Here is a 23,522-nt window from a genome sequence, read left to right as displayed (position 1 = left end):
TTTTACCTCCTTTCTGTAAGGTCGCTTACTAACTTGGCTATGCTTATAAAGGCCCTTGCAGTATCTGAGTCTGGATGGCTCTCTACCACCGGAATACCTTTGTCTGAAGTCTCTGACAGCTCCGGGTCTATGGGTATGGACCCAAGGATCTTTAGGCCGTAGGCCGCAGCAAACTCTGCCACTCTACCCTTTCCAAAGATGTAATATTTTTTACCACTATCGGGACAAACAAAGTAGGCCATATTTTCTATAACACCCAAAATGGGTATCTGAACCTCTCTAAACATGGCAACGGCCTTTTTTACGTCTGCCAAGGCCACATCTTGTGGAGTGGTAACCACTATGGCCCCACCCATATGCACATTTTGCGCAAGTGTAAGCTGAACGTCTCCTGTGCCGGGTGGTAGGTCAAGGATAAGGTAGTCCAATTCTCCCCAGTTAACATCAAAAAGGAACTGGGTGAGGGCCTTCATAAGCATGGGACCACGCCATATAACGGGCGTGTCTTCCGAAGGAAGCAAAAAGCCTATGGAAAGAAGCTTTAAGCCATACTTTTCTATGGGAATTATGCGGTTGTTCTCATCCACATGCACCCTTTCGCCCTTTACACCCATTATGGTTGGAATGCTTGGACCGTATATGTCCGCATCAAGCAATCCCACCCTGTAGCCCAGTTTTGAAAGGGCGAGGGCTAAGTTGGCGGATACGGTAGATTTACCCACACCACCTTTACCACTTCCCACCGCAATTAGGTGTTTTATGCCCGGTACCCTTCTTCTTGTAAAGGCTGGAGAACCCATAACTTGCTGGGCTGGTATATCCTCCACAAACCTTATCTTTACATCTTCCACATCTGGTACCTTTTCAAGGGCAAGCCTGGTTTTTTCTACCATTTCCTCTTCAAGGCCCTTTTTGGGAAGCCTATAGACTATCTCAAGGGTATTGCCTATAAGCTTTATATCCTTTACAAGCTCCGATAGCCTTGCGTTTTCTATAACTTCATCTCTGAGAGCGTCCATTATGTCCTTTACAGCCATTTTTTCCTCCTTGATTTTGAAAATAATATAATTATTAAAACAAGGGGGTGTTATGAGAATTATCAAAGATAGGGTAATAAGATGAACTATATGCCTTATATAATTAACTATCTTAGCACTAAGGAAGACATAACAGAGTTGTACCTGGTGCCAAAGGCCTTTATTACAGAAAGAAGAGGTAATAAGCTGGTTAGAGCATCAGACTTTTTGCTTAACCCGGAAGATATAAGGGATACATTGATCGCTCTAAGGAGCCACACACCTTCCACTCTTGGCCCCCTTGGCAAAGAAGGCGTTTTCTCCTTTGGCATCCAGACCATAGGAAGATTTAGGGTAAGCTACATAACCCAAAGAGGAAGCTATGTAGTTCACATAGTCAAAACACCATATAACATACCACCTATTAACAATCTATGTCAGGACAAAAACGGCCTTAAGAATTTAGAGGATATAGTAAGGCTTCACACCTCTGGTGTTATCATATTTCAGTCTAAAAACCAAGCTCTTACAAGTACTTTTGTATACTCTTTCCTTCAAAGTATTTGTGAAAGGTATAACAAGGTGATATATATACTTGAATCACCTTTAAGCTTTTTGCTAAAACATGGCCAATCCCTTGTTATACAAAGGGAGGTTGGTGTAGATGTGGAAAACTTTGAAGAAGGTGTGAGAGATGCTTTTTATATAAACCCCGATATACTCTATCTTGGGCAGAGGGAATTAATACCCCAGAAAGAGGTAGAGTACTTAAAAAGGTTGGTGGAGGAGGAAACTTTAATATTTCTAAACCTTCCTGTGGTTGAAAAGGAGCTTTTAAACAGTTTTGAAGGATATTTAAGAATATGGATAAACCTGGAAATAGGAGAGAAGGGCTTTTGCACGCTTAACTTTAAACACACAGAACCTCAGGCTTTGGAAAACCATTAAACTCCGCCGCATAAACGGTGGTGTAGGCACCGGTGGAGAGGATGTATATATAGTCTCCTACTTCTGGTTCTGGCAAAGGCACCATGCGTGCTATCACATCCATACTATCACAGGAAATACCACCTATGGTCCATTCTTTCAACATGCCTTCCTTTTCTAAATAGAAGGGGTACCTTATACCGCCTAAGGCTTCCGCAAGCCCATTAAAAACGCCCGTATCTATGTAAAGCCAATTTTCTTCTCCCCTTTTTGCCTTCCCTATAACCCTGCAAACCATTATACCTTGGTCTCCCACCATACCCCTTCCCGGCTCTATCTGAAGCTCATGGGGCAAGGAGGGCATAAACTTTTGTATAAGGCCCTTTACATAGTAGGCTATATCCTCCACCCTGAGGGCTTCGTAGGTGTATTTGACCGGAATACCACCACCCAAGTTAAGCATCTGCAATCTTAAGCCTTTAAGCTTGGCCTTTTGCCACAGTTCGCTGGCCCTTTTTATACCTATGAGCCAGTTTCTAAAGTTGTTGCACTGCGACCCCACATGAAAGGTAATGCCATAGGGTATAAGGCCTTTCTCTTGAGAATATTCAAGCAGGTCAAGAGCCATATCCACATCCACACCAAACTTCTTTGAAAGGGGCCAGTCGCTTCCTTCGTTTGGTACCACAAGCCTTACATAAACCCTTGACCTTGGAGCTATCTTAGATATTTTGTCCACTTCTGTGAAAGAATCTATTACAAACCTATTTACTCCAGACCTGTAGCAGTGGTCTATAAAATCGGGTGGCTTTATGGGATTGCTAGATATAATCCTATCTCCTTTTACTCCCAGGTCCAATACCTTTTGAAGTTCTTGAGAAGAGGCTATCTCAAACCCACAGCCAAGCTCTGCAAGTGTTTTGAGAATTTCTATATGGTCGTTTGCTTTTACCGCATAGTAGACCTTAAACTGTGGAAAATGGTACTTTATTTCTAAGTATCTGCTCTTTATACCTTGTAGGTCCATTATCAAGATGGGTGTCTTGTTTGGGGAGAGATATGGAAGTAGATGGTCCCTTTCCGAGATAAATTCCTTAAAATACCTTTTGGCAAAATCATACTGAATCGCAAGGGGGTCTATGGTCTCTTTTACCATTATGGCATATAATATATTCCAAACGGCCCGTAGCTCAACTGGATAGAGCGTGGGACTACGGATCCCAAGGTTGCGGGTTCGACTCCCGCCGGGCTGGCTTTCATTGAATTTTCACAAAACATATCATAAAATTATCTTCAAATTAACCACGGAGGTGATAGTCATGAAAAAGCTTATGCTTGGTGGTCTTTTGTTAGCGTCCCTTTCCTTTGCACAGCCAAAGATTGAAGTAAAAGATGCTTGGGTAAGGGAGGTGCCACCAACTTCTAAGATGTCTGCTGCATACATGGTAATAGAGAACAAGGGCAAAGAGGCGGACAAGCTTTTGGATGCTGTTAGCAACGCTTCTAAGATAACAGAAATACACGAAACCATAGAAGGGAAGATGAGAAGGGTGAAGGCCCTTGAAGTGCCGGCAGGGGGAAAGGTAGAGCTAAAGCCCGGTGGCTACCATATTATGCTTATAAACCTTAACAAGCCTTTGAAAGAAGGGGATACGGTGGAGATAACACTTAAGTTTGAAAAATCTGGGGAGATAAAGGTGCAAGCTCCTGTGAAGAAAGGTATGGGTGGGCATATGCACCATAACCATTAAGCTATATTGAGATTTCTCATATTTTGTGAGCTTTGAGAAGGTTTATAATGTGCTATAAAACTGCAAGGAGGTGAAACCATGCCAGTTCATAAACTACAGCCAAGGGACCATCTAAAGCCTTCCAACCTTAATGGCATATCCAACGAGCAAATAGAGCCGCACTTTGAAGCCCACTACAAAGGCTATGTGGCTAAGTATAACGAAATTCAAGAGAAGCTTGCAGACCTTAGCTTCTCCGACAGGAGCAAGGCAAACCAAAACTACTCAGAATACAGAGAATTGAAGGTGGAAGAGACTTTTAACTACATGGGCGTGGTGTTGCATGAGCTATACTTTGGACATCTTGGACCAAAGGGACAGCCTTCCGATGCCCTTAAGAAAAAGGTGGAAGAGGACTTTGGCTCTTGGGATGCCTGTATTCAAGAGATAAAGGCAGCAGGTATAGCCTTTAGAGGTTGGGCCATATTGGGCCTTGATATATTCTCCGGAAGGCTTGTGGTAAACGGCTTGGACGCTCACAATGTATATAACTACACCGGCCTTATACCTCTGATAGTGCTTGATACCTACGAGCATGCCTATTATGTGGACCAAAAGAACAAAAGGCCGCCTTACATAGAGGCCTTTTTACAAAGCTTAAACTGGGATGTGATAAACGAGAGGTTTGAGAAGGCCATGAAGGCCTATGAGGCTCTAAAAGACTTTATAAAGTAATCCTCTGGGGGTTTTGCCCCCATTCTATCCAACCTTCTTCTTTGTTAAGGCAGATTTTTTTCACGCCGTCGTAGTTCATCTCCTTTGATATTTTGTAGGCTTGTGGGTCCTTTAAAAAGGCTTCCAAATGTTCTTTGCTATCAAAGTAAAGGTGTGTTTTGCTGTCCATAAGCACGCAGTAATCCGATTGAGGTTTTATGTAGGCTCCGCATACCGGACAACGGGTATATGGTTTTGGTGGTGGAGGAAACTTATCTCTAAGCTTTTTTATTCGGTAAGCCCTTAAAAAGATGATGAGGCTAAGGCCTATTATAAGGGCATCCATCAAGAGAACTTCTGGAAGAGAAAATAACCTTGTGAGTATTCCAGTAAGTATTACAAAAAAGCCCACCAGATTTATGGCAAAGACCAAAAAGGTATGAGCTATGGGAAACTCCTTTATAAGCATAAGTATGGCAAAGAAAAAGCCCAGCACTTGAATAAACCTTGCCACCACCACAAGGGTGTTTATAAAATCCCACTGCTCTTGAGACATCTTTCCTCACTTTATTCTAACCTTTACGTCGGGTGAGAAATTCCCTTTAAGCCAAACTTTCCATATCAATAAAAAGACAGCAGGGCTACTATAATAGTAGCCCTAAAAATCATCGGAGGTTTTTATCATGAAAATTATACCACCTTACCTACGCATCTACCAACAAATCCTCAAAGACCTTGAAAATGCCTTTCCATTCCTTAATGTGCCAAAACCAAAAGCAGGCAGAAAGCCTAAACTCACAGACACACACATAGCAGCCATCTTTATACTCTCCTACATAACCAACACAAAGGTCCTCACCTTAGCTAAACTACTTATTGACCCATCCATACAATCATGGCATATCTTCAGAAAATACAGACTCAAGAGAGTATACAGGATATTGAGAGAATACAAGCTTCACAAGCTGAGGCTTATGATTTTAGCAAGGCTTTTGTATGGTAAGAAGATAGAACTTGTAATAGATGGAACCATAGTGGACATAGCCAATGTAAACAGGGCGAGGACACAGAAGATAAGGAGGGTAAGAGGGAAGGTATGGTGGGCAAAGAGGAGAAGGAAGATAGTTCGGAGAGACAATGGAAAGGTGGTGGAGTTTGAGGAGGTCAGGTATGGCATGTTGATGATGGTGTTATGTGATAGGTGGGGAAGAGTTTATGATGTGTGGATAAGCTTTGGAAGTGTGCATGAGGTTAGGGCATTTAGGGAAAGGAAGAGAAGGAGTTTATGGTTTAGGAAGCTTGTGGAGAGTTGTGTGGTGTATGGAGATAGGGGTTATAGGGGTTGTGAAGGTGTGATTGTGTGTGGTAGTAGGGAGATGAGGGCAAAAAGGCAGGTAGTGGAAGGTGTTATAAGTCAGATAAAGCTTTTCAATGCTGGTAGTGGGTGGAGGACTTTAACTTGTGTGCTTGTGTATGTATATGCTTATGCCATTGGATATAGCTATTATAGGAGGGGTGAACTTGAGGTCTAATTTCTCACCCAGCGTATCTTTCCTCACTTTATTCTAACCTTTTTGGGCTTCAATGATAAATGTCAGAATATAGCTCAATGTAAAGTCCATTAAAATAATTCAATCCCATACGCCGAGTGAGAAATTCCCTTTAAGCTAAACCTTCCATATCAATAAAAAGACAGCAGGGCTACTATAATAGTAGCCCTAAAAACCATCGGAGGTTTTTACCATGGAAATTATACCACCTTACCTACGCATCTACCAACAAATTCTAAAAGACCTTGAAAATGCCTTGCCATTCCTTAATGTGCCAAAAGCTAAAGCAGGCAGAAAGCCTAAACTCACAGACATCCATATAGCAGCCATCTTTATACTCTCCTACATAACCAATACAAAAGTCCTCACCTTAGCTAAACTACTTATTGACCCATCCATACAATCATGGCATATCTTCAGAAGATACAGACTCAAGAGAGTATACAGGATATTGAGAGAATACAAGCTTCACAAGCTGAGGCTTATGATTTTAGCAAGGCTTTTGTATGGTAAGAAGATATAACTTGTAATAGATGGAACCATAGTGGACATAGCCAATGTAAACAGGGCGAGGACACAGAAGATAAGGAGGGTAAGAGGGAAGGTATGGTGGGCAAAGAGGAGAAGGAAGATAGTTCGGAGAGACAATGGGAAGGTAGTGGAGTTTGAGGAGGTCAGGTATGGCATGTTGATGATGGTGTTATGTGATAGGTGGGGAAGAGTTTATGATGTGTGGATAAGCTTTGGAAGTGTGCATGAGGTTAGGGCATTTAGGGAAAGGAAGAGAAGGAGTTTATGGTTTAGGAAGCTTGTGGAGAGTTGTGTGGTGTATGGAGATAGGGGTTATAGGGGTTGTGAAGGTGTGATTGTGTGTGGTAGTAGGGAGATGAGGGCAAAAAGGCAGGTAGTGGAAGGTGTTATAAGTCAGATAAAGCTTTTTAATGCTGGTAGTGGGTGGAGGACTTTAACTTGTGTGCTTGTGTATGTATATGCTTATGCTATTGGATATAGCTATTATAGGAGGGGTGAACTTGAGGTCTAATTTCTCACCCGGCGTGTCCATTAAAATAATTCAATCCCATGAAAGAAACGCGCATAATCAAGTATATAAAGGGCATAATCAGAAACCATAAATACACTACCACAGAAGATATTATGCTTATGCTTGAGAAATACTACAAACTTCCCATAAAAACTCCTTCCGTGTATTATAAGTACCGCACCATAATAAAAAGGTGCAGGCAGGAAGTATACAAAGAAAGGAGGAAGAAAAAGGATGTATGACCTTATCATAGTGGGTGCAGGAAGCGGAGGCTACGAGGGTGCCTTATATGCTCACAGAAGGGGTATGAAAGTGGCTCTTGTGGAGCTCAGCCCAGAAACTGTTGGTGGGAATTGCTTAAATAGGGGTTGCATACCATCCAAGTATATGAGACATGGTGCATATATGCTGGAGAAATTTCAAAAGCTTCAAGATTATGGTGTATCTCTCAAGGGTTATGACTTAAACATGGCAAGCCTAAGGGCTGGAAGGGATAGGGTGGTTGTTACCATAAGGGAGAACTTTAAAAAGTTTGCCCAGCATCTAAGGATTCCCATATTTTACGGCAAAGGTGTGCTAAAAGACAAAAACACTGTGATTGTAGAACCTTCGGGAGAGGAACTTAAAGGAAGATACATACTCTTGGCAACTGGCTCTTCCACCACATCCCTTGGCGATATTGCACCCGATGGAAAGCACGTTTACGATACAGACCAGATATGGAATCTTGAAAAATTTCCAAAAAGGATGCTTATAGTGGGTGGTGGTGCCGTTGGTGTAGAGTTTGCCTACATCTTTAGGATGTATGGGTCTGAGGTGGTTCTTGTAGAGATAAGGGACAGGCTTCTTCCCTCTGCAGATATTCCAGAAGAGTCTTCCAGGTATTTGGCGAGGAAGTTAAAAAAGCTTGGGGTAGATATAAGGCTAAAAACAACGGTGCAAAGCTGGGAGCCTTGTGAAGGTGGTCTAAAGGTAAATTTATCCGATGGAACGCAAACAAAGGTAGACCTCATACTCCTTGGTGTAGGCAGAAGACCAAACACAGAGGGCATAGGCCTTGAAGAGGTGGGGGTAGAAAGGGATGCTAAAGGCTTTGTAAAGGTAAATGAGTTTTGTCAAACGAGCATTCCAAACATCTACGCCTGTGGCGATATAACTTCTCCCTTGATGCTTGCACACAAGTCCATGTATGAGGCAAAGGTGGCCATAAGCCACATGCTGGGTGAGGAAGATATGAGAAGGGATGAGAGGATAGTGCCAAAGATAATCTACTCTGCCTATGAGATTGCAAGCGTAGGGCTTACAGAGGATCAAGCAGAGGAGGAGGGTTATGAGGTAAAGGTAGGGGTAGTTTCCTTTGTATCCAATCCAAAGGCTATGGATGATGGGGAGAATGAGGGCTTTGTAAGGATAGTGGCGGACGAGGAGGGCAATCTTTTAGGCTGTCATATACTTGGGCCTCATGCCGGCGAGCTATTGCACCAATTTTTGCATGTTATGAAGGCAGGCCTAAAAGTAGATTTCCTTTCCAAAGCCATGTATTCCCATCCTTCCCTCTCGGAAACCATAGGCCAAGCAAGCATGGAAATACACTTTGGTCCCATAACTTGGGCTAAAAGGCATTAAAGCTCCGAAAGGCTTTCATCAACTATTACCTTTCCCTCCTCCAGTTTTACCTCTTTTACCAGAGCCTTTACAAAGGGTATATAAAGCTTTCCGTTGTCTATTTCCAAAAGGTCGTAGGGTTTTTGTTCCACAATGCCGGTTATTTTTCCCAAAAACTTTCCACTTTGGCTAAACACCTCAAGACCTTCAAGCTCAAAGTAGTAATATTCATCTTTTTTCCTTTTTGGGATCTCCTCCTTTGGCAAAAAGACCTTGGCACCTCTAAAACCTTCCACCTGAGGTAGGCTATCATAGCCTTCAAAATGCATAATTAACATGCGATTTCCATGGGGTCTTAGCATGGCTATGTTAAAAGGCACATAGCCTTTCTGTTTATGCTTTAAAAATACCCTTTTTATCTTCTGCCAATGCTTTGGGTCAAGGTAGGGTTCAACTTTTAGGTCCCCTCTTAGGCCATAGGTGTCAAGCACCTTTCCTATCACCACATACTGATTTTCCTCATTGCCTACGCTTTCCCTTTCCATATACTTATAGTTTAAAACTTTTGTAAGGAGGAGAAAGATGGCTATGCCTACTTGGGAAGAAGTGGAAGCTGTGCTTGATGAGATTAGACCAGCCCTTAGGTTTGATGGTGGTGATGTGGAGCTTGTGGACATAAAGGAGGATGGCACCGTTTTGGTAAGGATGATAGGTGCCTGTTCTGGCTGTGGTATGTCTGTGCTAACACTAAAGGCAGGCATAGAAAGGGCATTAAAAAATAAGTTCCCAGAGATAAAGGAAGTGAAAGACGTTAATATGGATATTCCAATGACCTTTGGTTTTTAAAGCTTTAAATTTGTGATAAAATTCAATCTATGCAAACCTTTCTTGTTACAGGTTGTGCCGGCTTTATAGGCTGGAAGGTATCTGAAAAGCTATTAGAAAGAGGCTACAAAGTAATTGGTGTGGATAACTTAAACGACTACTACGATGTAAAAGTAAAAGATTATAGGCTAAAAAGCCTAAAAAAACATTCAAACTTTAGCTTTTACCAAGTGGATATAGAAAACCTTGAAGGTCTTAGGGAGGTTTTTAAAGAAAATTCCTTTGATTGTGTTATTAACGAGGCTGCTAGGGCGGGTGTGAGATATTCTATGGAAAATCCTTATGTTTACTTTACCACCAATGTGCTTGGTACTCTTAACCTTCTTGAGTTATGTAAAGAATACGGAGTGAAAAAGTTTGTGCTTGCCTCCACCTCCTCACTCTACGCAGGCCAAAGCATGCCCTTTAGAGAGGACCTTCCTGTAAACACGCCCATATCACCCTACGCCTCTTCTAAAAAATCTGCAGAAGTGCTTTGCTATACATACCACTACCTTTATGGTATTGATGTATCTGTGGTCCGATACTTTACCGTATATGGTCCCGCAGGAAGGCCAGATATGAGCGTCTTTAGGTTTATAAAGTGGATATTGGAGGATAGGCCCTTGGAGGTTTTTGGCGATGGGTCCCAAAGCAGGGACTTTACATACATAGATGATATTGCGGAAGGCACCATACTGGCCACAAAGCCTTTGGGCTATGAGATAATAAACCTTGGCAACAACAGACCCCATAGCTTGTTAGAGATGATAGGCCTTATAGAAAAATACACGGGCAAAAAGGCAAGGCTTGAAATGAGGGACTTTCACAAGGCTGATATGAAGGCCACTTGGGCTGATATAAGCAAGGCGAAAAGTCTTCTTGGTTGGGAGCCAAAGGTGAGCCTTGAGGAAGGCATAAAAAGGACTGTGGAGTGGACCATAGAAAACTGGGATTGGATAAAAGATGTAAGGCTATAATATTCTACGAGGAGGTAGAAGGATGCATCCACCTTTGTCCCTTATATGGTTCTTTTTAACGGCGGGCATATCCATAGGCCTTTTCAACTTTGTCTACTTTATGGAATTTTTGACCCTTTTTGGTAAAAATACGGCCATGCCAAGAGAGGCTGTGCTAACGGCCCTTATAATTTCTTTGGTGCTAATAGGACTTGGCGCCGTAGGCGCAAGCTTTCACCTTGGACACAAGCTTAGGGCTTGGAAGGCCATAAGGCGTTTTCATACCTCTTGGCTTTCCCGTGAGGCTGTCTTTAGTGGTGCCTACGGGTTTGCCCTTTTCCTGTATGCCCTTAGCTACTACTTTAACGCCTCTCCCTTTGTGCAACACACCTTTGGAATAATAGCCTACATACTTGGTTGGCTTTCCGCCTTTTCCACAGCCATGATATATGCAAGCAACAGGTTCGTCCTTGAGTGGCACACACCCCTCACCGTCCTATACTACCTTAACATGTACCTTATGCTTGGCTCTTCCGCCTTTTTGGCCCTAACATACCATTACAAGCCAGAGTTCATACCCAACTATCTTTTCCTTACCTTCCTCTTTGTCTCCCTTGGGCTTGCCTTTAGAATAGCTTTTAACATAAGACAGTTTATCATTTCAAGGCCCACCATAAATGAAGCCCTAAACCTTCCCCACAACAGACCCATAAGGGTTCTGGATACGGGCACTACCACCAACAACTACTGCACCACAGAGTTTTATTACAAAAAGGGTAAGGATATTCTTGGGTCTGTGCTTCCAGTGGCTTATATTTTGACCTTTGTGGTCCCCCTATTCCTTGTGCTATACTCTTGGATCACGGGCAATCACAACTATGTCTTTTATACCATAACCTTTGCAAGCCTTGTAATAGGTAGCCTTTTGGAAAGGTGGTGCTTCTTTGTTGAAGGAAACCACGTGCAAAACCTCTTCTATGGCCTATATCCAGAGGAAGGCTACAAGCTAAGGAAGGGCTATATGGAAAGGAAAAGGACTGTTATAAGGTTCTGATTACCAATCAAAGGGCAGGATTTCCACCGCCTGCCCAGCCTTTATTTCCTTTACCTCTTCATAAACTACCATATAACAGTTGGCATCCACATAGGAAGTAAGCATATGGGATTGTGTTTTTGGTGAATAATCACAGTAGAGCCTTCCATCCTTCTGTATAAACCTTGCTCTCACAAACTCCCTGCGCTCCGCATCCTTTCTTGAGAAATCTCTTAAAAGCTCTGCCTTATAGACCGTTGGTCTGTAGTTTTCTACCCCTTGCATCTTTAACAAAGCAGGTTTAACAAGAAGGTCAAAGGCTATGGCACAAGATACAGGATTTCCCGGAAGTCCAAAAAAGAGGGTTTTGTCCTTTTTTGCAAAAAGCACAGGCTTGGCAGGCTTTATCCTTAGCTTATGAAAAACCACCTCAAAGCCCATCTCCTTTACAAGCTTATGCACAAAGTCCTTATCACCCGCAGATACACCACCGGTGGTTATAAAAACATGATAATCTTCCACCCTTTCAAGGGCTTTGGCTATAAGCTCTGGATTGTCTGGAACAATGCCAAGCTGGTGGACCTCACAGCCAAGCTCCAAGGCCTTGGCATACAAAAGGTGGTTGTTTGTGCTTCTTATCTGTGAAGGCTTTTCTATCGTCTCCCCTGGCTCTTTTATCTCATCTCCCGTGGAGAGTATGGCCACCCTTGGCCTCTGATAAACTTCCACAAAAACCTTGTTGGCAAAGGCCAAAAGACCTATTTCATACCCCCTTATCCTTGTTCCAGCTTTTAGTAATATGTCTCCAGCCTTTATCTCCTCGCCCTTGTATCTTACGTTGGCACCCTTTTTAAAGGGCTTTTCAACGATTATATACTCCCCTTCCTCCCTTACAAACTCCACTGGCACCACCGCATCCGCACCATTTGGTATGGGTGCGCCGGTAAATATCTTTATGGCACAGCCCCTTTCTACCACGCCCTTCCACTCGCCACCAGCTGGCACCTCGCCCACAACCTTAAGCCTTGCAGGCAAGTTTTCTAAGTCCTCCGACCTTATGGCATAGCCGTCCATTGCAGAGTTGTCAAAGGCCGGATTGTCCCTGTCCGCATATACATCTTCCGCAAGGACCCTTCCCAAGGCATTCCAAAGTAGGACCTTTTCCGTAGAAAGCCTTTCCACCCTCTGGATAAGTAGTTCAAAGGCCTCCTCATAAGGTGTAAGCATGAGAGTAATTATAACTTTTTATTCCTTACCTGCCAACCACTTGCTTACGATCTCTATCTCCATGTTTGAAAGGCCTCTACCCCATGGACATCTTTTAGCAAGCTCCATAACGGCCTCCGGCTTGCCTCTATACTTTTCCTTTAGGTAGCTAAGTGGTTTTTTGTCTTTTTCTGTGTGGCACCTCATACAAAAGTTTTTGAATATGACCTCTCCGTCGCTTGCAAGGGCCAGATTTATTAAAAGTGTGGAAAGGATTAGCTTTATCATAGTACCCTCCTTACAAAAGAAAGATAGAATAACCGTCAATAATTGCAAGATAGCTAAGCGAACATAATAGCTTGAATGTTTAATTCCTTATTTCGGTAAAATATAGCTATGTTCTCATTTATCCTATTCTATACACTTATGTGGCTTATTATAGCAGGCTTTGAAAAAAAGGCTCTTTTCTTTGGCGTTATCGCTATTATTTTCACCCTATTAGTCCATAGACTTTTAAATCTGTACCTTCCTTCTATAAACCTTCTTGCCATTGCAAAGTTTTTCTTTTATTTCTTAGGTCAATCTTTCTTAAGTGGTTTGGATGTGGCAAGAAGGGTGCTAAGCCCCAAGCTTCTGGTAGACCCAGGCTTTGTTATTTATAAGTTAAACACAAACAAGCAAGTAGTAAAATTCCTACTTTCTATGGTAATAAACCTAACACCCGGCACTCTTTCTGTTGAAATAGGAGAGGATACTATTTTGATACACACCCTTGACAAAAACAGCTACGATGAGGAAAAGCTCAAGTATATGGAAAGCCTTATAGATAAAATATTTACATGATGGATTTTGTATACGGTCTTCTATTGTTTTTGCTTATGTTAAACCTCCTGCTTGGACTTGTAAGGGTTTTTAGAGGTCCAGAGTTGGTGGATAGTATGATGGCTTCTTTACTGCTTGGTACGGGTGGCACTGCTTTACTCCTTGCCTTTTTTAAGATTACAAAAGAGGCTTACTACATAAATTTAGCCCTTGGTTTTGCCCTTCTTGCAGGCGTGGTTGGCGTTGCCTTTGCTATAATAATTTTAGGGAAGTCTAAGGATGGCATTTGAAATCCTTTCCATAGCCTTTATGTTTATAGGTGCTATCTTTTTACTTGCTGGCAGTATAGGTCTTATAAGGTTAAAAGATACCTACAGCAGGCTTCATGCTCTTACAAAAGCCGATGTACTTGGCTTTGGTTTTATCGTCCTATCCTGTATATTATCCACAGACCTTTTATCCCATTGGATAAAGCTACTCCTTGTGTGGCTTTTAGTCATCTCCTACAGCGCCCTTGTTGGTTATGCTTTGGCAAACAGGAAAAAAAGATATGCTTGACTTGGCTTTGGGCCTTATGCTTTTTATCTCAGCTCTTCTCTCTTTACACAGCAAAGATACGATGAAAAGTGGGGTGTTTTTCATAATCTTTGGCTTTTTGAGTGGTCTAATATGGGTGCGCCTTGAGGCTCCAGATGTAGCCTTGGTGGAGATCATACTTGGTTCTGCCATAACGGGCCTTTTAATCTTCAAGCTTGTGAAAGGTTCAAAGCAAAAAGATCTTAAAGCTTTTACCTTTACCAGACTTTGGGCTGGCTTTATCTCCTTTTTAATTCTCATCTTTATGCTTTTTCACCTTACCACTATAGAAAGACAAGATAGGATTGCCAGTCTTGTCTTTGAAAACCTACATAAGAGTGGTGTGGATAGCGCGGTAAATGCCGTCCTTCTTAACTTTAGAGGCTATGATACCTTGCTTGAAGTGGGTGTTATTACTTTGGCTATATTCGGCCTTTTATCTCTTGGTCTAAAAAGGGAGGCTTATTACTGGGATAATCCACTTTTGAAAGGTTTTTCAAGGCTTTTATTGCCCTTTATAGTTTTCTTCTCCTTATACATTACCTACCTTGGAACCTTCTCTGTAGGTGGTGCCTTTCAAGGTGGTGCTTTACTCGCTGGTGGTCTTGTGCTTTTTGCCTTGGCTGGCCAAGCCTTACCTTTAAAAGCTTCAATAATATACATCTTTATGATGGCTGGCTTGGGTGTTTTCTCCTTGATTGGACTATTGTATGCCCTTTTGGGCTATGGCTTTTTTACCTATCCCCTTGAACTTTCTACCATTTCTATAATGATTATTGAACTCTCCATATGGATATCTACAGCCTTTCTTCTATACACTGCCTACAGTGGTAAACTATGATATGGTTTTACTACATTTTGGCTATTCTTCTTGTGATTATAAGCCTCTATCACTTTATAGTGGCAAGGAATTATGTAAAGCGCCTTATAGCCTTAAACATACTTGGTTCTGGAGTGTTCCTTTTCTTTATAACTACTGCAAAAAATACCAATACAGAAAGCCCAGACCCTGTGCCTCATGCCCTTGTATTGACCGGTATAGTGGTAGCCGTGAGTGCAACTGCCATAGCCGTCTCACTAATACTACACCTTAACAAGGAGGAGGAATGATCTCCTTTGATTTGGGCTATTTGATAGTCCTTCCCTCTTTGGCATCCATTTTTTCCCTTATAAGCCCTATTAGGGTTTACATAGCCTTAGCCTTTAGCCTCCTTTCCTTCCTGTTGTCTGTATATTCTTTCCTTTACACTTTAAGGGATAACACACCTCTTTATCAATGGATAGGTGGATGGACCCCACCCTTAGGCATAGGTCTCCGTTTAGATGGCCTTAGCGGTTTTTTCCTGCTTATGATTGGAATCGTTAGCCTTTTTGTAGCCCTCTACTCTATTAGCTTCTTTAACGTAGAGTATAAAAGACAAGGTAGGTTCTTTTGGTTTTTCTTCTTCTTTCTGTGGGCTGGTTTGAACGCCTTTTTCCTATCTGAAGACCTTTTTAACCTGTACGTTGCCCTTGAGGTGCTTTCTCTTACCGCTGTTATCCTGGTTGCCCTTCCTGGCTACAAAAAAGCCATAAAAGCATCTTTAAACTACCTTTTCCTTTCCATACTTGCCTCTATGTTTTACCTGCTTGGCATTGCCATGCTCTATGCCAACTATGGTGTGCTTAGTATGAGCTTACTATCGCAAAAGCTTTCTGACACTCAAGAGTTTATCTATGCCCTTTTTCCCATAACCATAGCCCTTGCTATAAAATCTGCCCTCTTACCCTTCCACTTTTGGCTACCCCCAGCTCATTCAAGCACGGTGGCACCCGCAAGCGCCCTTTTATCTTCCTTAGTGATAAAGCCACCTGCATACCTTATGCTAAGACTTTGGATGGAGGTTTTGCCTAAGGATAAAAGCCTTGAGTATCTTAGTATAGTTTTAAGCATAATGGGTGCGCTGGCTATCTTTATAGGATCCTACTATGCTATAAGACAAAAGACTATAAAAAGGCTCTTGGCTTATTCTACCGTTGCCCAGATGGGTTATCTTTTCATTATGGTCCCCCTATATTACCACGGAGAAATACTTAAGGAAGCTGTGCTGCAGGCTTTTGCTCTTCAAGTCTTTTCCCATGCTCTTGCAAAGGCAAGCATGTTCCTATCTTCTGGGAATGCTATATACGTGGCAAAAAGGGATGAGCTTTCATACATGCCTGGCTTTGCTCATAGCCATCCATTCACCTTCTTTGCCCTCTTCTTTTCTGGTGCTACTTTGATAGGCCTTCCTTTAAGTGCAGGCTTTGTGGCTAAGTTTCTCTTTCTGGAGCTTTCTATCAAGCTTGGCTTTTTCCTTCATGGTGGAATAATGCTTTTGGGGAGTTTGCTTGCAAGCTTGTACGTGTATCCCATTTGGAAAGAGTGCTTTTCCTCTCATCCTACCAAATTTTACGATAAGCCAATACCACAGCTTATGGAGATATCTGCCTTCTTGCTTGGCTTTTTAGCCTTTTCTTCTGGAATGATAACAGGCTTTTTACTTGAAGGAATTGCAAGGGGATAAACATGGAAAAGTTGGCGGTTTTAAGCTTATTACTGAGCTCCTTTTTTGCAAGCATCATTATAAGCTTACTTAAGGAGGAGAGAGTATTTCTAAGAAGTTTGGTAAATGTTGTAGCCGCTGTTTATAAACTATTTGTTATTTCTTACCTTATATGGAGTGTATACAAGGGAATTACCTTTGAAATACGCTATCCTATTGTACCCTTTGCAGATTTTTATCTAAGAATAGACCCCCTCGCTCTTCTTTTTGTTAGTTTATCCTCTTTTCTTTGGCTCCTTACTACTATATATGCCATAGGATATCTTGAAGGATCTCCCAGTAGAAGAAGGTTTTTTACCTTCTTTAATCTTGCAGTTACCTCTACTATGGGTATAGCTCTTGCAGGCAATATATTTACTTTTTTTCTATTCTATGAGCTTCTTACACTTAGCACTTATCCATTGGTAGTGCATAGAAGCACATCAAAAGCTTTAAAAGCTGGCGGGATTTATCTCCTTTATACCATTCTCGGTGGCTCCCTCTTTATGCTATGTCTTGTTCTCCTTTATGTGTTTGTGGGAGATGGCAACTTTTATACAGGAGGAAATCCAAAGGTAAAAAATTGGGCCATGGAAAACTCTCTTATGGCTAAGCTCCTCTTCTATGGCTTTTTCTTTGCAATGGCTGTAAAGTCTGCAGTTTTTCCATTACATCAATGGTTAACTAAGGCTATGGTAGCCCCTGCTCCCGTAAGTGCTCTACTGCATGCTGTTGCTGTAGTAAAGGCGGGAGCTTTTGGTATTGTTAGGCTTGTGTATGAACTCTATGGTGTTGATTTGGTACAAAGTATGAATCTGTGGCAACCATTGGCTTACCTTACGGCCTTTACCATACTTTTTGGTTCATCCATGGCCATATTTCAGGAGGAGTTAAAGAAAAGGTTAGCTTATTCTACCATAAGCCACATATCCTATATAATTCTGGGTGTTTTATTGCCTGGGCAGCTTTCTACCATGGGTGCCCTTTTGCATCTTGTTAATCACGGCATAATGAAGATAACCCTTTTTATGTGCCTGGGTAATTACGCAGAAAAATATGATGTGCATAAATTTAAGGAGTTGGACGGAGTTGGTAGAAGAATGCCCCTTACCACTCTTGCTTTTACCATAGCATCCCTTGGCCTCATAGGCGTGCCAATGACTGCTGGATATTTAACAAAGAAATATTTGGAAGCTGGAGCTAAAAGTGCGGGGGAAGAGTGGGCTGTTTACGTTTTCTATATTAGCTCTATCCTAAGCACCCTTTATCTTATTCCCATAGTCTTTAAAGCTTGGTTTGGTAAAAGTAAAGAGGAAGTAAAAGGAAGAAAATTAGAGGTAAATCCTCTTATGCTCATACCTCCCTTAATAACGGCTTTTCTTACCCTTTTCTTTGGCATATTTCCAGAAGGTCCCATAAGCCCATTAAAATGGATAAGGTATATAGCCAGTAGAGAATACGGGGGATAGAGACTGTTTTAAAATATTTTCCATGATAAAAATAGCTCTTACAGGGAACTTGGCTTCTGGCAAATCAACGGTAGGGAAGATTTTCCAAGAGGCAGGTTTTTATGTCTTTGACGCAGATAGCATAATAAGACAGTTTTACGAAGAAAAGGGAGAAGTTTATAAGAAGGTGGTAGAAGCCTTTGGTAAAGAGATATTGGATGAGGCAGGAAACATTGATAGGAAAAAATTGGCTGGCGTGGTCTTTGAGAACAAGGAAAAGCTAAGAATATTGGAGGATATAACCCACGAAGCACTCTACGGAAAGCTGGAAGAAGAGTTTGAAAAGTTGCCATCAAATAGCGTGGTGGTGGTAGAGGCCAGTTTGCTTATTGAAAAGGGCACGTATAAGAATTATCATGCAACTGTTTTGGTCTATGCACCATATGAAACATGCAAATTAAGGGCAATAAAGGCTGGATACAGCCCTGAGGACTTTGAAAGAAGATGGAGATACCAGATGGCACCAGAGGAAAAGTTAAGGTATGCCAACTTTATAGTGGATAACAGAGGAAGCATGGAAGACCTAAGGAGAAGGGCATCTGAGTTGATAAATATTTTCAAACTATGGTCGGATTTTGAATGAAAGAGCTTTTTGAGACGTTAAAAGAGAGGGTAGCTGGGGCAAGGAAGAGCTTAAAGATAGCCTCTCCATGGATTGAAGAATGTCTTCTGGAAAAGCTTTTAGAAGTTTTACCAAAGGGTATAAAGATTGAAGTAATACTTAGGTCTCAAGAGCTAAAAGATTTAGCCATCACTGGAGAAGGGACCTTTAGAACCTTGAATAAGTTTGGAGCGGATGTTTATATTAGCGATAGACTTCATGCAAAGCTTGTAATAGTGGATGACCTTTTGGCTCTTGTAGGCTCTGCCAACTTAACCGGTGCGGGTATGCGGGAGGAGGGAAACCTTGAGGCCATGGTCCTCATTGAAGGTGAGGATGTAAAAAGGTTCTCCGAGCTTTTTGAAGACTTCAAAAGGCAATCTGTAAAGCTACTTAAGGATGCTTTGGCTGTGGTTATTTCTGTTGAATCTTCTACGGAAGCAACAGCCCTTCTTTTTGAGAATATACCAGAACAGTCCTTCTTATGGGTTGAAAAGGAAGACTACAAGCTTCTTTGTAAGATTACTAAGGTTTATACACAAAGCCAGTCCTTTGGTATACAGGAGAGTTTTTACAAAGATAAGCTATGGCTTTTGGCCCACCTTAGGACCTCCTTATTAAGATCTGGTGGCTACATGGGAAAGGTTAAGGTTCTTCTTGAGCTAAGAGGTGAAAAGGAAGGATACTTTGGCACTCCTCTAAGGAGCCTTTCACTGGGCGACCAGCTCCTTCCTGTGAGGGAAAAAGAGCCGGACCTTCAAAAGATAATGAAGACAAACCTTTCGGGCTATTCTATGGACATACCCCTCAGGGTTGGAAGTCTGCTTGGAAAGGATGTGGACGTTTATATAGACCTTGCAAAGCTCACTTCCATGCATATGGCAGTCCTTGGAACCACGGGGTCTGGGAAAACTACCTTTGTGTCAAGGCTCGTATCCGCCATTCCACCAAATAGCTGTAAGGTTATCATCTTTGACCTCTTTGGTGAATACATTAATAAGCTTGACCTAAAAAGGGTTCATCATGCAAAGCTACCATACACTCTTCTTCCCCTTTGGACGGAGGATATAAAGGAACTTTTTAGAGATTATGGCTTTGTGCTTCAAGAAAGGAGCGAGGAAGAGAGAAGTTTTTTGGCTCACATAAGAAGCCAGCTAAAGCCAAGCATGAGCCTATCTGCCTACAGAGAAAAAACTTTGAAAGATATACTCCTTGAGGCTTCAAAGGGTGGGTTAAGGAGGGATGTGCTTGATGTGATTGAGATGGTAATCAGAGAGCTTGGAGAAGAAGTCCTTGAAAACCAGCCAAAGGTTTTCAAACTTCTGGAGGAGGCCCTAAGTTCGGATAAAGAGATCATCATAGTGGACCTAAAGGATATGGTAAATATGTCCGCAAGGCTAAACCTTGTGGGCCTCCTGCTAAGAGAAATACTTTCTATGGCAAGGTTAAAGCCAGAAAGAAGACTAATAGTCTTAGAAGAGGCCCACAACTTTGCACCAGAAAGGGGTGCCACAGAGGTACCTACAGGCAGGGAGAACCTTGCCATAAACATGACAAAGAAGATAGCTTTGGAAGGAAGGAAGTTTTCCCTTGGACTTGTGGCAGTCTCCCAAAGGCCAGCAAACCTAAGCAAGTATGTGTTATCTCAGTTAAACACCCAAGCCCTCTTTAGGCTTATCACCCAAAACGATATAGAGGCAGTCTCTCAATTCTTTGAATACCCCCAAGAGGACCAGCTTAGGCTTTTGCCAACCCTCAAGCCTGGCCATCTTTTCTTAAGTGGCATAGGCGTTCCCTTTAGCATGCTTGTAGAAATCCAGCTTTAAAGCTCTTTGCTGTCAAGGATTATTGTCACCGGTCCCCAGTTTAGTATATAAACATCCATCATGGCACCAAAGATGCCACACTGGGTTGGCACATACTTAGACATCTTTTCCACAAAAAGCTCATAAAGCTCTTTTGCCCTTTCTGGCCTTTCTGCAAGCTCAAAGCTGGGTCTCCTTCCCTTTTTTGTATTGGCATAAAGGGTAAACTGGGAGACCACTAAGGCAGAGCCTTTTATATCAAGCAAGGATAGGTTAAACTTTCCAGAATCATCCTCAAATATACGTAGATTTATTATCTTTTCTACAAGCTTGTCCACATCCTCTTCCTTGTCCCCCACGCCCACACCAAGGAGTATGTTAAGACCAATGCCAATGCTTGCCACCTCCTTTCCATCCACATACACCTTTGATTCCTTTACCCTTTGCAACACTGCCCTCATGGCTTAAAAAATTTTATTGTAGAATATAGAAAGGAGGGAAATATGAAAAGGTTTGGCCTTATACTCCTTAGCTCCATGGTAGTTTTCGCAGAGGACCTTTCTAATATAAGACTTCTTGACGGTATTAATCAGATGCAAAGAAGTATTGAGTTGGCAAAAGAGAAGAAAGTGGACCAGGCAGACCCCTACCATTTTGAAAAGGCAAGGGCCAATAAAGAAGTGGCATACATATTAGCCTCTGGTATGGATGAGGTTGGTTCAAAGCTTTTTATGGTAAAAAGCTTTAGCTCACTTTCAAAGGCCCTTTCTGGAAGGGAAGAGCTGGATGAGATAAGCTTTGTAAAGGCTGGAAGCTTGTCCACCATTGATGTAGAAAGCCTTAATTCAAAGCTTAGTTATGTAAGAGAAAATAGAGGACTAAACTGCGCACCCGTGGAGCTTGCAAGGGCAGAGGCTTTTTACGAGGCCCTTTCTTATGAACTTTCCAAGCCTGAACCAAACCCCACCAACCTTGTGGATTTCTACAATAAGGCCTTTGCAGACCTTGGCTTAGCAATTGAAAAGGTAAATGTGGCAAAGGAAGAAAGGCTTGAATGCTATACTGGCAAGGCCTATGTGCCCGAGCAAGCAAAGGCTGAACTGCAAACAAAACAGGAAGAAATAGCCCAGCCAACGCCGGAGGCTCCAAAGCCAAGGGAAGAGCCATTAAAGGTGTCCGCAAGGGTGCATTTTGACTTTAACAAACACAGTATAAAAAGGGAATACATCCCCCTTCTAAACGAAGTAGTCAAAGTTCTAAAGGAAAACCCCAACGTGAGAGTTAGGATAGAGGGCTATACGGACGATGTAGGTTCAAAGGCTTATAACGATAAGCTCGCCCTAAGCAGGGCAAAGGCAGTAAAGGATTACCTTGTAAAGGCTGGAATTTCAGAGGACAGGATAGAGGTAGTAGGCTTTGGGAAAGAGAGGTATATAGCGGACAACAAAACGCCCATAGGCAGGTTTACCAACAGGAGAGCGGATTTCATAGTTATACAGGTGCCCGGTCAATAAAGGCATACAAAAAATTCCTCAAAGTTTTTGTTTTTGCGGGCATCCATTAGGAATTTAAAAAGCCTGCTTTCCGAACCTGTATAGAGTCTAAGGCTTTTTATGGGATTACATTTTTCAAAGGTGCCACTTTTATAAACCACTATGGACCCCTTTTGTGGTTCTTTGTCCCTTATTATCTTCCTTTCTGCGTAAAAAGGTAGGCTATGGTGGAAATGTCCCACTTCATACACGGGCATAGCACTCTTAGGGTCAAGCTTTTTTATAAACTCTCCAAGTTCTTTTACCTTTCTTTTTTCTTCCAAATCTGTCAAAAGCCCAAACTTTAAGAGAACAATAAACATCATGCCAGCCAAGGCTGGCGAGAGTCTATGGTCCTTTAAGAAAAGTAAGAAGGGAAGAGGGATAATTAAAAGGAAGGCAAAAGGCAAGGAGAAGAGGAAGATACCAACGGCTAAGGCTATGGATATAAGACTAAGGAGTAAAAGAATGGCATACCTTTTTAATCTCTCCCAGTCTTGGGATAGGATAAAGCCAGAGGTCATAATGGCGAGGGCAGGAAAGGCAGGAAGCACATAAACAGGGATCTTTTGAGCCACAAGGCTAAAAATGCCGTAGACAAATAGGAACCAAACCATAGGAAAGGCGTATTCCCTTTTAATCTTTAACACCACCCAAAGGAAGGCAAAAAAGAAAAGGAAGGAGTAGGGCAAAAAGCTTACATTGAGGTCAAGAAGGTAAAAGTAAAAGGGGTCTTTCCCATCATAAACTCGTTTAAAGTTTTCCCTGTAGAAGACCTCCCAAAAGGTGTGGCCCTTTGTCAAAAGCTCATAAACGTGCCACCAGAGGCCAAGGACCAAAGAGATTGCAGTAAATATGTAATACTTAAGCTTTAAAAGCTCCTTTGGGTCCGTAAAGAGTAGATAAAGGAAGACTATGCCAGCAGGCAGTAGAAAGCCTGCAGGACCTTTTACAAGCATGGCACAAGAGGAGGAAAGGAATGCAAAGAAGAGCAAAAGAAGGCTTTTCCTCTTGTAAGAGATAAACCAAAGGTATAGGCTTAGGGTTATAAAGAAGGTAAAAGGAACCTCTGGAGAGGCATACTGAGAATTGGCAAAGAACTGCACAGAAAGGGTAAGCATGAGAAAGCTAAAAAGGCCTATCTTGTAGTTTCCTGTTATTTCCTTTGCTATAAGGAAAGTGATTATTCCTGTCATAAGGCCCAAAAGGGCATGCATAAGCCTTAGGCCCCACTCGTTTATACTCAAAAGGTAGTAGCCTATAGCCACAAGCCAATAGGTCATAGGAGGCTTGTTTAGTCTAAGTTCTCCGTTGTAATAAGGGTCTATAAAGTTCCCACTTTGAACCATGGCCCTTGTAGCATCCGCATAGAAGGCCTCATTGGGAGACCAAACTTGAAAGTAGCCAAGGTTTAAAAGATAAAGCAAAGGCACCAAAGCCACAAGCAAATAAACCATGCTACAATTAT

General features: G+C 42.1%; 29 protein-coding genes and 1 tRNA gene. 22 read left to right on the top strand and 8 right to left on the bottom strand.

Annotated elements, in window-relative coordinates:
• Positions 1–2 precede the first annotated feature (2 nt).
• Positions 3–1,037, bottom strand: a complete 1,035-nt coding sequence (locus ACZ5GB_RS06135) for an Mrp/NBP35 family ATP-binding protein (protein ID WP_345803961.1) — start codon at positions 1,035–1,037, stop codon at positions 3–5.
• A 90-nt stretch (positions 1,038–1,127) separates the two neighbouring features.
• Between ACZ5GB_RS06135 and ACZ5GB_RS06130 the strand changes: the two genes are divergently transcribed.
• On the top strand, positions 1,128–1,964 hold the full coding sequence (locus ACZ5GB_RS06130; protein ID WP_464326357.1) for a twitching motility protein: 837 nt from the start codon (positions 1,128–1,130) through the stop codon (positions 1,962–1,964).
• On the opposite strand, the gene ACZ5GB_RS06125 is transcribed toward ACZ5GB_RS06130, so the two are convergent.
• The gene (locus tag ACZ5GB_RS06125) at positions 1,927–3,099 is read right to left on the bottom strand and encodes a type III PLP-dependent enzyme (protein WP_345803919.1); all 1,173 of its coding nucleotides are present in this window, start codon (positions 3,097–3,099) and stop codon (positions 1,927–1,929) included. The two genes, ACZ5GB_RS06130 and ACZ5GB_RS06125, sit on opposite strands and share 38 nt — an antisense overlap.
• 23 nt (positions 3,100–3,122) lie before the next feature.
• On the opposite strand from ACZ5GB_RS06125, the gene ACZ5GB_RS06120 reads away from it, so the two are divergent.
• The 3 genes from ACZ5GB_RS06120 (at position 3,123) to ACZ5GB_RS06110 (ending at position 4,408) form a co-directional block, all read left to right on the top strand.
• Positions 3,123–3,196: transfer RNA gene (locus ACZ5GB_RS06120), tRNA-Arg, on the top strand.
• Positions 3,197–3,262: 66 nt separating this feature from the next.
• Complete coding sequence (locus tag ACZ5GB_RS06115) at positions 3,263–3,694, top strand: copper chaperone PCu(A)C (protein ID WP_345803920.1); 432 nt, start codon at positions 3,263–3,265, stop codon at positions 3,692–3,694.
• Between the two features lie 78 nt (positions 3,695–3,772).
• The gene (locus ACZ5GB_RS06110; protein ID WP_345803921.1) at positions 3,773–4,408 is read left to right on the top strand and encodes a superoxide dismutase; all 636 of its coding nucleotides are present in this window, start codon (positions 3,773–3,775) and stop codon (positions 4,406–4,408) included.
• Here the strand turns inward: ACZ5GB_RS06110 and ACZ5GB_RS06105 are convergent.
• Entirely contained in the window at positions 4,398–4,943 is a 546-nt protein-coding gene (locus ACZ5GB_RS06105; protein ID WP_464326356.1) for a hypothetical protein, read from the bottom strand. The genes ACZ5GB_RS06110 and ACZ5GB_RS06105 overlap by 11 nt on opposite strands.
• A gap of 127 nt (positions 4,944–5,070) precedes the next feature.
• On the opposite strand from ACZ5GB_RS06105, the gene ACZ5GB_RS06100 reads away from it, so the two are divergent.
• The 5 genes from ACZ5GB_RS06100 (at position 5,071) to lpdA (ending at position 8,605) form a co-directional block, all read left to right on the top strand.
• A complete protein-coding gene (locus tag ACZ5GB_RS06100; protein WP_464326355.1) occupies positions 5,071–5,919 on the top strand; it encodes a hypothetical protein in 849 nt (282 codons plus the stop codon).
• Positions 5,920–6,130: 211 nt separating this feature from the next.
• Complete coding sequence (locus ACZ5GB_RS06095) at positions 6,131–6,460, top strand: hypothetical protein (protein ID WP_464326354.1); 330 nt, start codon at positions 6,131–6,133, stop codon at positions 6,458–6,460.
• 21 nt (positions 6,461–6,481) lie between these two features.
• Positions 6,482–6,979 (top strand): hypothetical protein, encoded by a 498-nt coding sequence (locus ACZ5GB_RS06090; protein ID WP_464326353.1) that lies wholly within the window; start codon positions 6,482–6,484, stop codon positions 6,977–6,979.
• 38 nt (positions 6,980–7,017) lie between these two features.
• The gene (locus tag ACZ5GB_RS06085; protein WP_464326352.1) at positions 7,018–7,221 is read left to right on the top strand and encodes a hypothetical protein; all 204 of its coding nucleotides are present in this window, start codon (positions 7,018–7,020) and stop codon (positions 7,219–7,221) included.
• Positions 7,214–8,605 (top strand): dihydrolipoyl dehydrogenase, encoded by a 1,392-nt coding sequence (gene lpdA / locus ACZ5GB_RS06080; RefSeq protein ID WP_464326351.1) that lies wholly within the window; start codon positions 7,214–7,216, stop codon positions 8,603–8,605. Before ACZ5GB_RS06085 ends, lpdA begins: the two co-directional genes overlap by 8 nt.
• Here lpdA and rimM read toward each other — a convergent pair.
• A complete protein-coding gene (gene rimM / locus ACZ5GB_RS06075) occupies positions 8,602–9,129 on the bottom strand; it encodes a ribosome maturation factor RimM (protein ID WP_345803925.1) in 528 nt (175 codons plus the stop codon). The two genes, lpdA and rimM, sit on opposite strands and share 4 nt — an antisense overlap.
• A 37-nt stretch (positions 9,130–9,166) precedes the next feature.
• Between rimM and ACZ5GB_RS06070 the strand changes: the two genes are divergently transcribed.
• The 3 genes from ACZ5GB_RS06070 to sreC are packed head-to-tail and all read left to right on the top strand — an operon-like array spanning position 9,167 to position 11,461.
• Positions 9,167–9,430, top strand: a complete 264-nt coding sequence (locus ACZ5GB_RS06070) for a NifU family protein (protein WP_345803926.1) — start codon at positions 9,167–9,169, stop codon at positions 9,428–9,430.
• Positions 9,431–9,459: 29 nt separating this feature from the next.
• A complete protein-coding gene (locus ACZ5GB_RS06065) occupies positions 9,460–10,428 on the top strand; it encodes a GDP-mannose 4,6-dehydratase (RefSeq protein ID WP_464326350.1) in 969 nt (322 codons plus the stop codon).
• Between the two features lie 22 nt (positions 10,429–10,450).
• Positions 10,451–11,461 carry a sulfur reductase subunit SreC gene (sreC, locus tag ACZ5GB_RS06060; RefSeq protein WP_345803928.1) on the top strand — a complete coding sequence of 337 codons (1,011 nt, stop codon included), beginning with the start codon at positions 10,451–10,453 and terminating at the stop codon, positions 11,459–11,461.
• Here the strand turns inward: sreC and ACZ5GB_RS06055 are convergent, their stop codons facing one another.
• Both ACZ5GB_RS06055 and ACZ5GB_RS06050 read right to left on the bottom strand, forming a co-directional pair.
• Complete coding sequence (locus tag ACZ5GB_RS06055; RefSeq protein ID WP_464326349.1) at positions 11,462–12,667, bottom strand: molybdopterin molybdotransferase MoeA; 1,206 nt, start codon at positions 12,665–12,667, stop codon at positions 11,462–11,464.
• An 18-nt stretch (positions 12,668–12,685) separates the two neighbouring features.
• On the bottom strand, positions 12,686–12,934 hold the full coding sequence (locus ACZ5GB_RS06050) for a c-type cytochrome (protein ID WP_345803930.1): 249 nt from the start codon (positions 12,932–12,934) through the stop codon (positions 12,686–12,688).
• A 108-nt stretch (positions 12,935–13,042) separates the two neighbouring features.
• Here ACZ5GB_RS06050 and ACZ5GB_RS06045 point away from each other — a divergent pair, with 108 nt between their 5' ends.
• Genes ACZ5GB_RS06045 through ACZ5GB_RS06005 form a run of 9 tightly spaced genes read left to right on the top strand, consistent with a single transcriptional unit; the run spans position 13,043 to position 20,543 of the window.
• Entirely contained in the window at positions 13,043–13,489 is a 447-nt protein-coding gene (locus ACZ5GB_RS06045; protein WP_464326348.1) for a Na+/H+ antiporter subunit E, read from the top strand.
• Positions 13,486–13,758, top strand: a complete 273-nt coding sequence (locus ACZ5GB_RS06040) for an MrpF/PhaF family protein (RefSeq protein ID WP_345803932.1) — start codon at positions 13,486–13,488, stop codon at positions 13,756–13,758. The genes ACZ5GB_RS06045 and ACZ5GB_RS06040 overlap by 4 nt, the downstream gene beginning before the upstream one ends.
• Positions 13,748–14,026 carry a cation:proton antiporter gene (locus tag ACZ5GB_RS06035; protein WP_345803933.1) on the top strand — a complete coding sequence of 93 codons (279 nt, stop codon included), beginning with the start codon at positions 13,748–13,750 and terminating at the stop codon, positions 14,024–14,026. Before ACZ5GB_RS06040 ends, ACZ5GB_RS06035 begins: the two co-directional genes overlap by 11 nt.
• Positions 14,019–14,885, top strand: a complete 867-nt coding sequence (locus tag ACZ5GB_RS06030) for a hydrogenase subunit MbhD domain-containing protein (RefSeq protein WP_464326347.1) — start codon at positions 14,019–14,021, stop codon at positions 14,883–14,885. The genes ACZ5GB_RS06035 and ACZ5GB_RS06030 overlap by 8 nt, the downstream gene beginning before the upstream one ends.
• Positions 14,882–15,154 carry a cation:proton antiporter subunit C gene (locus tag ACZ5GB_RS06025; protein WP_345803935.1) on the top strand — a complete coding sequence of 91 codons (273 nt, stop codon included), beginning with the start codon at positions 14,882–14,884 and terminating at the stop codon, positions 15,152–15,154. Before ACZ5GB_RS06030 ends, ACZ5GB_RS06025 begins: the two co-directional genes overlap by 4 nt.
• Positions 15,151–16,590: a complex I subunit 5 family protein gene (locus ACZ5GB_RS06020; protein WP_464326346.1), complete on the top strand. Its 1,440-nt coding sequence runs from the start codon at positions 15,151–15,153 to the stop codon at positions 16,588–16,590. Before ACZ5GB_RS06025 ends, ACZ5GB_RS06020 begins: the two co-directional genes overlap by 4 nt.
• 2 nt (positions 16,591–16,592) lie before the next feature.
• Positions 16,593–18,077, top strand: coding sequence for a proton-conducting transporter transmembrane domain-containing protein (locus ACZ5GB_RS06015; RefSeq protein WP_464326345.1), 1,485 nt, complete (start codon positions 16,593–16,595; stop codon positions 18,075–18,077).
• Between the two features lie 22 nt (positions 18,078–18,099).
• Positions 18,100–18,699 carry a dephospho-CoA kinase gene (gene coaE / locus ACZ5GB_RS06010; RefSeq protein WP_464326344.1) on the top strand — a complete coding sequence of 200 codons (600 nt, stop codon included), beginning with the start codon at positions 18,100–18,102 and terminating at the stop codon, positions 18,697–18,699.
• Positions 18,696–20,543 carry a helicase HerA domain-containing protein gene (locus tag ACZ5GB_RS06005; RefSeq protein ID WP_464326343.1) on the top strand — a complete coding sequence of 616 codons (1,848 nt, stop codon included), beginning with the start codon at positions 18,696–18,698 and terminating at the stop codon, positions 20,541–20,543. Before coaE ends, ACZ5GB_RS06005 begins: the two co-directional genes overlap by 4 nt.
• Here ACZ5GB_RS06005 and dtd read toward each other — a convergent pair.
• A complete protein-coding gene (dtd, locus tag ACZ5GB_RS06000; RefSeq protein ID WP_464326342.1) occupies positions 20,540–20,983 on the bottom strand; it encodes a D-aminoacyl-tRNA deacylase in 444 nt (147 codons plus the stop codon). The genes ACZ5GB_RS06005 and dtd overlap by 4 nt on opposite strands.
• Before the next feature lie 42 nt (positions 20,984–21,025).
• On the opposite strand from dtd, the gene ACZ5GB_RS05995 reads away from it, so the two are divergent.
• Positions 21,026–22,036 (top strand): OmpA family protein, encoded by a 1,011-nt coding sequence (locus tag ACZ5GB_RS05995; protein WP_464326341.1) that lies wholly within the window; start codon positions 21,026–21,028, stop codon positions 22,034–22,036.
• Here the strand turns inward: ACZ5GB_RS05995 and ACZ5GB_RS05990 are convergent.
• A complete protein-coding gene (locus ACZ5GB_RS05990) occupies positions 22,030–23,511 on the bottom strand; it encodes an ArnT family glycosyltransferase (RefSeq protein WP_464326340.1) in 1,482 nt (493 codons plus the stop codon). The genes ACZ5GB_RS05995 and ACZ5GB_RS05990 overlap by 7 nt on opposite strands.
• Between the last annotated feature and the right edge of the window lie 11 nt (positions 23,512–23,522).

The organism is Hydrogenobacter subterraneus (assembly GCF_055390195.1).
Note: the sequence above shows the minus strand (reverse complement) of the source record. Positions and strands in the feature narration are given on the sequence as shown.